This window comes from Phormidium sp. CCY1219 (assembly GCF_055795085.1).
Genome location: NZ_JAYFEQ010000251.1, coordinates 1 through 14099 on the forward strand (window position 1 = coordinate 1; position 14099 = coordinate 14099).

Below are 14099 nucleotides of genomic sequence, written 5' to 3' on the forward strand. Positions count from 1 at the left end.
GTGAGCTTGGGGAAATATTCGAGCGTAGCAAGAATAAAGTCTTACCAAGCCCTTCCCTTTAGGGATGGGGTTCCTGACGCTCTTATCTCTCTACTTCGCTAGACTTAGGAAACGTAATCGTAAATTCCGTGCCGCGATCGCGCGTCAGTGAAACCTCCCCTTGCAGTTGGTTTGCCAGGGTCATCACCAATTGCAATCCCAATGATTCGGTATTGCGAAAATCAATTGCCTCGGGAAATCCTACCCCATTGTCAGCCACCCTGAGTTGCCAGTAGCGATCGCTGTTTTCCTCAAGCTCTATCCATATTGTCCCCCCATCTCCGGTAGAAAACCCATGTTTCAGAGAATTTAACACCAATTCGTTGATAATTAACCCGCAAGGAACCGCCGCATCGATTCCCAGAGAAATTGGCTCCACATTGACCTGGATGGCAATCATTTCGGAATAGACTTCATAAGAAGCCAACAAATTGGCTACCAGATTTTCCAGATACTCTTCCAACTCAATCGTTGCCAAGTCTTCCGATTGATAGAGCTGTTCGTGAATCAGCGCCATTGACGCCACCCGGTTCTCGCTATCTTTAAAAATTTCTAACATGCGTTCGTCATCGATATACCCCGACTGTAAATTGAGCAAACTCGAAATAATTTGTAAATTATTTTTAACCCGATGATGGACTTCTTTGAGCAGCACTTCCTTTTCCTGCAAGGAGGCTTTTAATTTGGCTTGCGCCTGCTTGCTCTCGGTAATATCGTAGAACGTCACCACTGCCGCTACGATTTGATTGTCGCGATTGCGAATGGGAGCGGAACTTAGGCGTATTGTGCCATAGGTGCCGTCACCGCGCAAGATATCGGCTTCCTCCCCGATAATCGCTTCACCGCGCGCCAGGGAACGGGCTAAGGGCCAGTCTGTAGCGGCGTACCTGCGCCCATCGGGATGAAACCCTTTCCACTGGTGGTATTGGGTCATATTATCCGACGCCAAAAACCGTTGACGCCAGATCTGCTGCACTTGGTCATTGCCTAGAATCAGCTTTCCCGAAGGTGCTTCGGCGATGATGACCGCTGCCGGCATTTGCTGCAACACCGCTTCCAACTGTTCGCGCTTAAATTCTAACTGTTCGAGCAACCCCTGGCGATCGCGTTCCACTTGCTGACGGCGGGTGATTTCTGCACTTAATAACTGATTCGCCTCCAGCAACCGAGTATTTTGTCGTTCCAGCTTTTGCGAATATCCCTGCAATTCCCCATAAAGCCGCGCATTTTCCAAAGCGATCGCCGCCTGAGAAGACAATAGCTTTAAGACTTCCACTCGTTCCGGGGTAAATGCCCCTTCGGTTAGGGGATTTTCCAGATACAAAATGCCCTGAAATTGACCTTGATAGAGAATCGGCAACCCGAGGATTGACTTAGGCTGAGTTTCTACAATATAGGGTTCGCGCGTAAACCGCCCTTCCCGAGTGGCATCATTCAAAACCACCGCAGACAGAGTTTTTTTCACGTAATTAAACAACCCCCTAGGCAACTGCTGAGAAGAGGCGATCGCCATGCCGTTTAAATGCATAGAAGTTTCCCGATCCGTACCGCCGTGGGCAATCAATTTTAACTGCCCTTGGCGCTGCAATAATAAAAATGCCGTCGTTGCCCCTGCATGTTCGAGAACCACATTTATCAACCGATCCAGCAACCGCTCGAACCGGATTTCATCCGAAATCGCTTGCGAGGCTTTTAACACCGTAGAAACATCGAAAGAGGAGGCGATCGCCTGCCGTTGAGTGCGGGTGGTTTGATGAATAGCGATCGGCGAATTTTGCCGGGGAAGTGCCGAAGCGAGAAGCTGGGGATAGCGCTGGGATAAATCGCGCAATTTGGCGATCGCCCCCCAACTTTGATAGGCGAAATAGGCATCGCGCAAATACAGCTGCGCCACCTTCTGCGTACCGCGCGAGATATAAAACTCCCCAGCTAACTCGTTAGCCAAGGCTTCTTCATGGAGATAGCCGAATTTTTGGGCAGCCAAAATGGCGCGATCGTAATGCTGCATCGCCGTCATTTCTTCTCCCAAAACCCGGGCTTTTTCCGCTTCTACCAATTCAAATTTATGTTGGTAATTCTCCGGCGTTCTTTCCATCCAGGCTTTCATTTCGGTTTGATTGTCCCCCACCCTTTGCCAATCGCGCTTTTGTTGCGCCGGAGAAACCGACGGATAGCGAGCCAACAAAGACAATGAAGCGTAAAAGTTATTCACCACCCGGTTAAATAGCCCCGTTACCCCCGCTTCGTATTTTACCGCAAAATCGGCATTTTCCACCGCCTGATAATGCGCTTTAAACTCATAACATAACACGCATTTTGCCAGATAAATGCAGCAGGCAAGCTGTTGGTTGCCATTGGCGATCGCCCGGGGCAAAATTTCGGTTTCATCAAAGTCCTCCCCCACCAATTGTAGGGGGTCGGCTGCCTTTCCTTGTAAGTTTAACGTTAATTGTCGCCATAGGCTGGCATAGTCTTCCTGAAACTGTTGTTTGAAATGGCGAGATAATGCTATCCATTCCCCTTGTTCTCGCGCTGCAACCTCCAGGTTTACTCCCACAAAAAACAACCCCTGATAATGCAGTTGAGCGCTGTAACAGGCATATTCGATATCCCCGGTTTCTAAGCCGCTTTGCACCGCTTCGCGCAAGGGGATGAGGGTATTTTTTAGATGTTCTTTCCAGTGCAGCACTGCGGCATAAAATAAAACATACAGTTTGGACTTGAGCCATTTAGCATTAAAGCGATGTAAGAGCTGCAAAGACAGCTTGCCAAACCGATATCCCGCCTCCACATTTCCTCTCAACCCACACAGAATTACCGCATAATACCCATAGCCATAAGCGGCTAAAGCAGAATTGCCCGACTCGACGCACAGATTGACCATTTTCAAGACAATTAACGGCATCAAAGCCGGATTGACAATATAAGCCGGCGCGGTTATATTCATTAATATCCGTAACGCTGCCAGTTGATGGGCATCGGTCATTTCTGGCAGGGCGGCTAAATCTTCGATGCCCTCTACGGTCGAAGCGGATTCGGTCTGTACGGCGGCGCGATCGATTTGCTCTGGGGTAGGATTTTTTGGCAGAGATACCCCCAACATTTCCAACACGCCCACCCCGATTTCAATGGCATAGGCAAGTTGGTTTTGGGCGATATGATATTGAATTTGGGTTTCGTAAATTTGGACTTTATCCAGAAGCGATCGCCCCCGATCCAGCACCACGTCGGCTAGGGATTCCGCTTCTTGAAAATTGGTGTTTAAATATTCGGCAGCAGCGGCTTCTACATGTAGTGTGAGGGTGAGAGAATAGTGGGTTTCCCAGGCATTTTCTGGCAGCAATTTCAGTCCGGCGCGCAGGTATTTGGCGGCGGATTCATAGGCGCTGGCGCTCTTTGCTTTCTGACCGGCGATCGCATTGAGGGCGGCAAGTTCGAGTTGTCGATTGGCATCGGATATTGCCGATATTCCCAGATTAAATTGATTGACAATCGGGAAAATTCGTTCCGATAATTCGTCATCGGGGGTGCGATCGCGCAGCAGTTGTCCCACTTTCAAGTGCATCTGGGGTTTCTGTGCCTTTGGAATCAGGGAATATGCCGCTTGCTGCACGCGATCGTGAACGAATTGATAGGCGATCGCCGCAGGTTCATTCTCCCTTTCCCACGGGGTGAGGTGGGGGGCATTTTCCTGCAGCTTGACGGGCAGGTTTTCTCCTTCTTTTAACGGCACAATTAAACCCGCCTCTAGGGGCGCGCTCCACTCCCTAGCGGTGGCGGAAAGGGAGCTTTCTACCGCCTCTGCTACCAGTTGTAAGGAAAACTTGACGCCGATACAAGCCGCCTGTTTTAATAGGGTTTGTGCCGATGCGGAAAGGGATTGAATGCGATCGCAGGTCAGGGAAATATCATTATCGGCGATCGCTGCTTGTTTGATTCCCTCCAAATCCCAGCGCCATTGCTGTGCTGAAAAGTCAAACCCGATTAATCCTTTTTGATGCAAAGACTTCAGCAATTGGGCGATAAAAAACGGATTGCCGGCAGTTTTTTCAAACACCAATTCCGCTAAATCCGCGCTTTTTTCGGTATGTACCGTATCGCGAACCAAGGCGCAGACATTTTCCCAGTTTAACGGAGAAAGGGTAATTTTCTCCACTCGCGCCTCGCTGTGTTGAATGCGCTGCAGGGTTTCTCGCCAAGGATGAGTATCATGGATTTCATTGTGGCGATAAGCGGCGATTGTCAGCAGATATCCGCCATTGCGATCGCTCATCAACCGTTCGATTGAATTTAAAGAAGCAGCATCGACCCACTGCAAATCATCCAAAAATAACACCAAGGGATGTTCTTGTTTGCGAAATACGCCAATAAACTGCTGAAAGACGCGATGAAAGCGATTTTGTGCTTCTGTAGGGGGTAAAGATGGAACCGCCGGCATTTCCCCCACCATCCATTCCACTTCCGGAATCACTTCAGCAATTACCCCGGCATTTTCTCCCAACGCCGCGATTAATTTCCCTTTCCACTCCTCAATCCGCGCCGCATTTTCCGATAAGAGTTGGTGCATCAATTCCTGGAATGCCTGAATGAAGGCCGCATAAGGAACTTGACCCTGGTATTGATGAAATTTACCGCCGATAAAATAGGCATTTTCGTCGAGAATTACCGGGTGAATTTCACGGATCGGTCGGGTTTTACCAATGTCCGAGTAACCCAACACTAACGCCATCTCGGTACTCCCGCCACCAACGCGATGAACCGCCTCGGTTAATTGGCCGATTTCTGTTTCCCGCCCGTACAGTTTTTCTGGTATGGAAAACTGCCCGGAGCGATCCAGAGTTCCCGGAGTAAAGGGCTGAATTTTTCCGGTTTCATATAGTTGATGCAAACATAATTCTAAATCCGCTTTGATGCCATAGGAACTTTGATATCGCTCTTCGGGAGTTTTGGCCAGCAGTTTCATTACCATATCGGAAATCGTCTGGGGAATCACGCCGCGTTCCCCGGTGGGGTTCGCCGCGCTAGAAACGCGATCGGGAGATATGGGGGTTTTGGCAATATGGGAGTGAATTAATGCTAGCGGATCGGAGGTGTTAAATGGCAACTGCCCGGTGAGGATTTCATAACAAGTAATGCCAAATGAGTATAGGTCGCTGCGATAGTCTACCTGGCGATTCGTTCTCCCGGTTTGTTCGGGAGACATATAGGCAAGGGTTCCGGCGATCGCGATGGCATTGTCTGGGGTGGGGCGCTGTTGTGAAACCTGGGCGGCAATACTAAAATTTATGAGGGTGATTTCCCGGGTTTCTGGATCGATTAAGAAGTTCTCGGGTTTGATATCTTGATGCACGATTTGCCGATCGTGCAGGTATCCCAAAATAGTAGCGATTTGAATGGCACTCTTTAAAAAGGTGGGAATGAATTCGGGATGGGATGAATCTACGCCTCCCTGCTGGCGATCGCGAATGAAATATTTTAAGGTTTTCCCGGGCACATCTTCGAGAATTAATGCCAACCGATGGCGATAGTTTTCTAATTTAATCGGTTTCACGATACCCGCTGCGCCGAGGGATTTCAGCAGGTTATATTCCGCTTGCAAGCGGGCGTTTTCCTCCTGGGTGGGATACTCGGTTTTGAGCGATTTCACCAAAACCGATGCCCCATCGCGATCGCGTTGACCCCGATAGATTGCTGTACTGACATCTTCTAGTAATATGTGTTGACAATGGTACCCGGGAAGCCAAACCCTCATGCTTGCCTTTTATCTCCAGACACAGTAGCTTCTTTTTCATCCTACGTGCCTGGGGAATCAAATACATCTTCCTATTTATAGATTCTGGTTAATTTAGTCGTCGGGTGGGCATACCCCCCCTACTACTACTTTTTGCCTACGACTCTGAGTCAAAGGGTTTGACCCAGTTTCGCGCGATCGCTGCATCCAAAATCACCCCTGCCACGGCAAACCCTAAAATGCTCTCGATCGCGATCGCACTAGCGGGCAAAATGCTTTCCCAAATCGCCAAATTTCGCCCTTCTAAAGACAATTCTATCTCGATTTTAGCCAGGGCGCGCACCAGTCCAAAAGCAAGAACCGCACCGGATTTTAAATGAACGTTATTGTCGGCGCGAATGATGTAGCGATAGGTGACGCCAAACAAAAACCCCATAAATCCGGCGCTGGCGGTGGTGAAAAGCAGGGGTTGACTGGAAAATAGGGGGGCGCTATTGGCAAATTGTGGCGCAATTATTGTCTCGTTAAGCAGGGCGGTAATGACAAAAATTAGCAAGAATGACAGGGAGGCGATCGCCCCTGCTTTTACCGATTCGATTCGTTCGGTCATCGTTTCCCGTTCTATCGGTAGTAATTTCATCGCGTAACTCTCCTATTTGGCGGCTAAATATCCGTTCAACGCTTATGGATTATAACACGATGGATTGCTCTCATAAACTCCCCCACTTTGCTGCCGCTCGTTTTTTGGAAAAAGCCCTTATAACTCGGGAAGTATTTTTTGTGTATTTTAAAAAATCGCTTGAGAATTTGCTAAAGTTAAGATAGCCAAATTAAATAAACGATAAAGATTAGCAGGGGTCAAAAAATCAAAACTCCTCACACCCAAAAATAGACCCGCCAAATCCTTCCATATCTGCCTATTGTTTCTCGGAGTTTGACTCAGAGCGTTGCGCGGGTAGGGTAAAATAAAAAGTCGAGCCACAACCTACCTCGGACTCGACCCAAATGCGCCCGCCGTGATATTCTACGATTTTTTGGCAAGTGGCCAACCCAATTCCGGTTCCGGGATATTCATCGCGCCGATGGAGGCGCTGAAAAATCATAAAAATGCGATCGAAATGTTCGCGATTGATGCCGATACCATTATCCATCACGGAAAATACCCATTCGGACTCATCCGGTCCATCGGCGCTGCGATCGCCATTTTTTGCCTGAGATTTGCTATCGCTAGATGGGGCAGGTTGCAACATGGCAGAAATATGAATTTGTGGCGTTCTATGTTGACAGTATTTCAGGGCGTTATCGAGCAAATTTTGGAAAAGTTGCTCCAGTTGCACCGGATCCGCCATCACCGTGGGCAAGCGATCGCAAGTAATGCGCGCCTCGCTTTGGGAAATCGCATTTTCCAAGCTCGCCATCGCCTCTTTCACCAGTTGTTCGCAACTCGTCGCCTCGAAACTCTCTGTCATCCTCCCGGCGCGGGAATAGGTTAGCAAGTCTTCGATTAATTGCTGCATTCGCCCGGTGCCATCGAGAATATAATTAATGCATTGGTCGGCTTTTTCATCCAGGTTCCCGCGCGATCGCATGGCCAACATTTGCGCCCAAGAGGAAATGCTCGATAAGGGCTGTTTTAAGTCATGGGAGGCGATATAGGCAAACTGTTCTAGTTCTTGATTCGAGCGCTCTAATTCCGCTTGCACTTTCTCCCGTTCCCGGATTTCTTCTTTCAAGCGCGCGTTGGTTTCGGCTAATTCTTCATTCGCTTTCAACAACGCTAAAGAGATTTGCTTGCGCTCGATCGCGTAGTGCAAAGAACGCCCCAACCGCTCCATATTTACCAACCGCTTGACTAAATAATCCTGCGCCCCTTGTCTCAGCGCCTCCAGAGCCAATTGTTCGTCATTGGTATTCGTCAGCACCACGATCGGCACCGTGGGGGCACAGGGCACCAGGGTGGATAGAGACTCCAACCCAGCACTGTCGGGTAAGGTTAGATCCAATAAAATAATATCAAAGCTCTCCGCTGCAAGTTGCTTTAGCCCCTCGCGCAAGTGCTGTACGTGGACGATGGAAAACTGCATCGGTTCCGTGGTGCCTAGCACTTCTCGCAACAATCGAGCCTCAGCGCTATTGTCCTCGATTAACAGTATCTTGACGGCATGTTCTGGCATGATTTTATTCCGATGGGAGGGTAACGATTTCTAACCAAAATTCTGCAATCATTTTAACAACGTTGAATACGCGATCGAGTCTCCCGGATTTGGTAATGTAAGCATTCACGTGCAAGTCATAGCTACGGCAAACGTCTTCTTGGTTTTTGGAGGTGGTTAGCACTACCACCGGAATCCGTTTTAACTTTGGATCGGTTTTAATTTCTGCCAGCACCTCTCGCCCATCCTTTTTCGGCAAATTCAAATCCAGCATAATTAGATCGGGTCGCTGTGCCCCCGCATACTCACCTTCGCGCCGCAAGTAACTCATGGCTTCTATTCCATTTTTGAGCGCAACCATTTGGTGTGCCACGGTGGTTTCTTTCAACGCTTCTTGAATCAAGCGCACGTCGCCTCGATTGTCTTCTACCAGAAGGATGAGTTTGGGGGATTGGCCGCGTTCCATCTGTGCGTTACACTTAAGAGATTGGTTTCAGGGGAATTGTAAAATAAAAGGTAGCACCAACTCCTCTTTTAGACTCCACCCAAATGTTACCCCCGTGACGTTCGATAATCCGCTTGCAAATTGCCAATCCGATACCCGTCCCGGGATATTCCTCGCGCAGGTGCAGGCGCTGAAAGATGATAAAAATGCGATCGAGAAATTGTGGTTCGATGCCGATGCCATTGTCTCGCACCCAAAACAACCAGTGGGTAGCTTGACGTTGTACGCCGATGTGAATTTCTGGGGGATTGGACCCGCGAAACTTGATGGCATTTCCCAGGAGGTTTTGAAACAGTTGTCGCAGTTGGGTGGTATCTGCGATCGCAGTGGGTAAGCAGTCGTAAGTAATTGTTGCGCCACTATTTGCGATCGCATGCAAGCAAGTGAATCAAACAAGCTTTGACCACCGCCTCCACATCCGTGGGTTGAAATTCTTTCCCCCGCGACCCCACCCGCGAATATTCCAACAAATCATCGATCGGGTCTTGCATGTGGTTCACCCCTTCCACCGCAAACCCGATAAATTCCTTCGCATCCTCATCGAGGCGATCGCTATAGCGCAGCTCTAAAAGCTGCACGTAACTCGACACCAAATTCAACGGTTCTTGCAAGTCATGGGAAGCAATATAGGCAAACCGTTCTAACTCCGCATTCGACCGTTCCAGTTCTTGGGTTAACTTCGCCAATTCCTCCGCTTGATGCAATACAATATTGATAATGGCAGTTCGCAATTCTAAAGCAGCATCGAGTTCACACCCCTGCCAAGGTAAAGACTTGCCGCGCACGGTTTCTTGCCAGATTTCAAACGATTTCCGAGGAGACAAATACACTTCCCCATTTTCATCGTGGCTTTCCACGGCTTTATGCGGATTTCCCGCCCACTTCACCCGGTGGGTCACTTCCGGGCGAAACCACAAAATATAGTTACTAAACTTAGCAGAAAGCGAAATAGCCAGCAACCCACTGGCCACCGCTTTAAACGATTCTGCTTCTGGATAAATACAGGATAGAGAGTCAGTAGAAATCATTTCCTCATCCACCGTAGCGTCCAACCATTCTACTAACTCATTTAGCTCCTCTTCTCCCGGCGTATTGCCGCTTTTTGCGCCGGATGTGCCCCAACATACGGCCACTCCTTCAGCGTTGACCAACTCCAGTAACTTTTCCGTTTGGCTGGCCAATACATCCAGATTGCGATCGGATTGATAAAGGGTATTAATCAACTGGTAGGTTTTATCTTTCACCTCCATTCTATACTCGTAATCTTCCTCTTCTTCCCGGTTGGCCAATTCCGAGGAAATGATTTGTCCCAAAAATTCACATCCTTGACGGACTTCATAAGAGACCGATTTGGGAGAATGATGGTGACAAGCAATTAATCCCCACAGTTGTTGTTTTTTGACTAAAGAAATCGACAGGGAAGCGCTGACGCCCATGTTTTGCAGGTATTCTCGATGAATGGGAGAAACGCTTCGCAACAGAGAAAAGCTCAAGTCCACAGGATAGTTCGTGACCGGATTTATTTCTGGGACGATGGCGCTTGGCTCAGCGGTGGCATCCGGAACTAATCGCAGCCAGTTTTCCAGGTATAATTTTCTCGCTTGTTTGGGAATATCCGATTCCGGGTAGTGCAATCCCAAATAAGGCGAAAGATGGGCGAGTTTTTCTTCAGCAATTACGGTGCCATGTCCGTCCCGGTCGAATTGATAGACCATTACCCGGTCAAACCCAGTAATTCTCTGGATTTCTTTAACCAAGTTTTGACACAGGTCTGCCAAAGAGGCGGATTTTTGCAACTTAGTGGATGAAGCTCTCACCAGTTGGTAAAATTGGGGGAAATAAAGGGTTTTGCGATCGCCGTTGGGTTCGAGTTCTAGCAGCAGTAAACCCTGCGGGTTGCGATGCAATATGCCATCGAAGGATAAGGGTTGGTTTTGGTTTGGAGTGGGGATAGAAACGTGAAAGGGATTGAGAGCATCGAGGGAGTCGAGATCGAGCGCCGCTTGCAGCGCTTGAATGCGATCGCGATCGAGCAAATCCGCCAAGTTTGTTTGCAGCAGCGCTGACGGGGCAATCCCGAGCCACACTTGGGTATTGTCGCTCACTTGAATTACGGTCAAATCCGGTTCTCGCAGCACCAATAACACCCCGTGAGGCTGAATGCAACCGGGGATATGAATGGGTTCGCGATCGCAGTTGGTTAAATTAATCGATTCCGATAAACCACCGTCGGGATGTTCACTCATCATGCCCGATTCTCCTCCTGCACCATGTTGGTCTTCCATGCTAACGAAAAATGGGGCAAAGGGAGCAAAATCCAACCCGATAAAGCCCCATTCTTGACACTTCCCGACAATTGGAAAACCGGCGAAAGCTAAAGCACTTTATGGGTATATTCGTGCTGCTTGATATTGTCCTCCGGGCGCACGAGATTTTCCGAATTCAGAACCCGCTTGCGCTCCGTGGAGTAGTTAAATTCCCGATAGATACTTCCCGGCGCAATTAAATCGCGCGCTTCTTCCCGTTTCTTGTAAGTCCGCGTTGCCGCGATCGCCCGCGAAACAAAATCATCGCAAATTTGCGCTTCCGGCGGAAATTCCGGCAACATTTTCACCGTTTCCCCCTCTAACACTGCCCCCAAGGTGGTGGCACAAGCCATTTCATACGACGTGGGAATCCCCTTGACAATCGCTTCTAACGCAGCAGACGGAATCGGTTCGACAATTTTCACCGGATGAACTTCCCCATCTTCCTTGAGAAAGCAGGTTGCCAACCCGACAACGAGATAATCCTCCCCAGATAGGTCAGGCGCATTCGGATAAGCAGTGGCAGCACTCATGACAAATTCTCGCTTTTAATTCAACAGCACTCGTATCCGTTGCATTTTACCAACTCTTGGCCTGCAGCACGATCCGGCGAGGGATAAATCTCCCGCCTCATAGCTTGCATTCGGTTAAAAACCGACTCAAAAGCTTATAGTAAAAGCATTTCAGTCGGTTAAAACCGACTTCATATATTAGGCGTGGGTTTAAACCCACGCCGGGTGTTGCTGGTGCAAGATGTCAGATTTTACCAACTCTTGGCCTACAGGCGATCGCCTCTTGTCCCCCTCCCCTGACCCCAAGTGCCCCCCACCATCTCTCCTGCTCCCCAATCTCTCTTCACTTAAATTGCATATTATCCCCCAAGCCCCAAACTTGTTCCCTGTCCCTGCCTAGATAAACTCTCAGCGAGGCTCTGTCCCCCATTCAATCTGCCCAAAATATGCAAACTAAATGTGCTAAAAAGCCATTCCACCCCCGAGGGACGGATCCCCGACCCGGAGAAACCGGGTCCAAATCGTCCCTGATTCGCAACCAGAGAATAGACAAACCCGGTTTCTAGCCCCCTAGAGAGTCTCAAAGCGGGGGCTGTTGTTGCAGACAGGCATCGAGATCCAACTGAGATAACCCCTGGTAGGCATTCTCGATCGCCCGTTTGCCGCGCAAAAAGCCAGTATTAGCACCGGGACAGATATAGGCCAGGGTATCCGGAGAAAAGCGCTCCAACAGAGCTGCAGTAGAGCGAATTTGCCGGGGCCAGTGGAAAGTTTTCTTCGTTCGCAGGGGCGCGCGATCCCCTTGAGGATTCGGCAACAAATGACGTCCCGAGAACAATACCCCCCCATGTGGGGGATAATAGAGACAAGCCGATCCAGGACAGTGGCCGGGCGTCCAAATCCCCTGGTAAAGAGAATTGAGGGTGCGATCGCCCCCAAATGCGGTCACGGTTAATCCGGGCAACAGATAGGCAATCTGTTCTTGAATGACAATTTCGCACTGGGTGGCAAGCTGAATGTCCTTAACCTTGGCGATCGCGCCGCGATGGGTAATAAACAGCCAGCGCACCCCACCCATGTCCTGCAAAAACTGCTGGTTCGTCTCGTCCCAGGCGGGACAATCAACCAACAGATTGGCGTTATTTTCTACAATAAGATAGGCTGTGCCTCCTAAGGTCTCCCGATTGGGGGGAAAGGCAAAAATGCCGTCAAGCACAGCCCGTGGTTGTTTGGGCATAGCATGGTTTTCTGGTTACTGCTTCTAGGGATAATTACATACATTATTTTACGGACTCGCGTCGCTCATCTGACGCGCACGCCGCTATGGGTTCTTTGGTTGGTACTGATGACCCCGGCATTTATTTGGACCGCCTGGTTTGTCGTCCACGGGAATAACGAACCCTTGCCCACCGAGGTGGCGGTGGGTTCGTTTATCCTCTCGCCGATAATTTACTGGTTTGCCTTTTCCTGGGGGCGTCGGGATTTTCGCCCGCCCCCTACGGAAGGGGTCGCGACCCCATCCCCCGAGGAATCGGACTCCGAACACAAGGAGGGGGGACTCCCCAAGCTTGCCGACGTGCGCCCCATCAGCGCCGAGGAAGAAGAAGAGCTGCGCGATTGTTTTGACTGGACGGTTTATCCGTTGCACAAACTAGATTACCGTCCCCAGGCGATTATTTGTCGGGGTCAGTTGCGATCGCCCCCGGAAGTGGCTTACAAGCGGATTCGAGAGAATATTGAAGGGAAATTCGGCGATCGCTTTGCGATTATCTTCCAAGAAGATTTCCACGGAAAACCGTTTTTTATCCTGGTGCCCAATATCATCCCCACCCCCGATCGCTCGCAGTTAAACAAACCCCTGCTGGCGTTATCCTTGGCGGCAATTACCCTATTTACCACCACCGTGGTGGGCACCACCCTGGGGGGGGTTTCCCCACAAACCCTGCAATCGCAACCGGCGCTACTGGTGGAAGGGTTGCCCTATGCGATTTCCCTGATGACCATTTTAGGGATTCACGAATCCGGGCATTATGTGGCGGCGATCGCCCATAATATCCGCACCACCCTGCCGTATTTCATTCCCTTTCCCATCTTTTTGGGCACCTTTGGCGCATTCGTGCAGATTCGCTCGCCAATACCCAATCGCAAGGTGTTGTTTGATATCAGCATCGCCGGACCGATTGCCGGATTTGTGGTGACGCTACCGATTTTGTTCTGGGGATTGGCGAATTCCACGGTGGTGGAGTTACCGGAAGACCCGAGCATGTTCTCGATTGACGCTTTAGATCCGACTTTTTCCCTGTTGTTGTTGCTGTTGAGTAAATTTGCCCTGGGGTCGCAACTGACCCCTACCTCGGGAATTGACCTGCATCCGGTGGCGATCGCCGGCTATATTGGGTTAATTGTCACCGCGTTTAATTTATTGCCCGTGGGTCAACTCGATGGCGGTCATATCGTCCATGGGATGTTCGGTCAGCGTCAGGCGGCGCGCATCGGTCAAGTGTCGCGGTTTTTAGTGTTGGGATTGGCTGTGTTGCAACCCAGTTGGTTTTTGTTGGCGGTATTTTTATTTTTTATGCCAATTATTGATAGTCCGGCGCTGAATGATATCAGCGAATTGGATAACCGACGGGATTTATGCGGGCTGTTGGCGATCGCGGTATTATTACTGATTATTTTACCCGCTCCTAACCTGGTGATGAATTGGTTACAGGGATAGGGAAGCGAGATACCCTCTTGAGGGAGATCGAACGAACCATTCACGATTGAGGCCCACTCAGGAACCCCATCCCTAAAGGGAAGGGCTTGGTAAGACTTTATTCTTGCTACGCTCGAATATTTCCCCAAGCTCAC

9 protein-coding genes are annotated in these 14099 nt (G+C 49.7%); 1 reads left to right on the forward strand and 8 read right to left on the reverse strand.

Annotated features, from left to right (window positions below; translation table 11 throughout):
- Positions 1–82 precede the first annotated feature (82 nt).
- The 8 genes from AC0QH1_RS02735 to AC0QH1_RS02770 all read right to left on the reverse strand — a co-directional run bounded on the left by AC0QH1_RS02735 (position 83) and on the right by AC0QH1_RS02770 (position 12483).
- On the reverse strand, positions 83–5791 hold the full coding sequence (locus AC0QH1_RS02735) for an AAA family ATPase (RefSeq protein WP_324629274.1): 5709 nt from the start codon (positions 5789–5791) through the stop codon (positions 83–85).
- Positions 5792–5927: 136 nt separating this feature from the next.
- Positions 5928–6410, reverse strand: coding sequence for a hypothetical protein (locus AC0QH1_RS02740; RefSeq protein ID WP_324629276.1), 483 nt, complete (start codon positions 6408–6410; stop codon positions 5928–5930).
- Positions 6411–6687: 277 nt separating this feature from the next.
- Positions 6688–7944 (reverse strand): sensor histidine kinase, encoded by a 1257-nt coding sequence (locus AC0QH1_RS02745; RefSeq protein ID WP_324629277.1) that lies wholly within the window; start codon positions 7942–7944, stop codon positions 6688–6690.
- 4 nt (positions 7945–7948) lie between these two features.
- The gene (locus tag AC0QH1_RS02750) at positions 7949–8389 is read right to left on the reverse strand and encodes a response regulator (protein WP_324629278.1); all 441 of its coding nucleotides are present in this window, start codon (positions 8387–8389) and stop codon (positions 7949–7951) included.
- 13 nt (positions 8390–8402) lie between these two features.
- Positions 8403–8807, reverse strand: coding sequence for a sensor histidine kinase (locus tag AC0QH1_RS02755; protein ID WP_324629279.1), 405 nt, complete (start codon positions 8805–8807; stop codon positions 8403–8405).
- The gene (locus AC0QH1_RS02760; RefSeq protein WP_324629280.1) at positions 8788–10677 is read right to left on the reverse strand and encodes a GAF domain-containing protein; all 1890 of its coding nucleotides are present in this window, start codon (positions 10675–10677) and stop codon (positions 8788–8790) included. Before AC0QH1_RS02760 ends, AC0QH1_RS02755 begins: the two co-directional genes overlap by 20 nt.
- Positions 10678–10802: 125 nt before the next feature.
- The gene (locus AC0QH1_RS02765; protein WP_324629282.1) at positions 10803–11267 is read right to left on the reverse strand and encodes a hypothetical protein; all 465 of its coding nucleotides are present in this window, start codon (positions 11265–11267) and stop codon (positions 10803–10805) included.
- A 559-nt stretch (positions 11268–11826) separates the two neighbouring features.
- Positions 11827–12483: an MBL fold metallo-hydrolase gene (locus tag AC0QH1_RS02770; RefSeq protein ID WP_324629283.1), complete on the reverse strand. Its 657-nt coding sequence runs from the start codon at positions 12481–12483 to the stop codon at positions 11827–11829.
- A gap of 3 nt (positions 12484–12486) precedes the next feature.
- On the opposite strand from AC0QH1_RS02770, the gene AC0QH1_RS02775 reads away from it, so the two are divergent.
- A complete protein-coding gene (locus AC0QH1_RS02775) occupies positions 12487–13965 on the forward strand; it encodes a site-2 protease family protein (protein WP_324629284.1) in 1479 nt (492 codons plus the stop codon).
- Positions 13966–14099 lie beyond the last annotated feature (134 nt).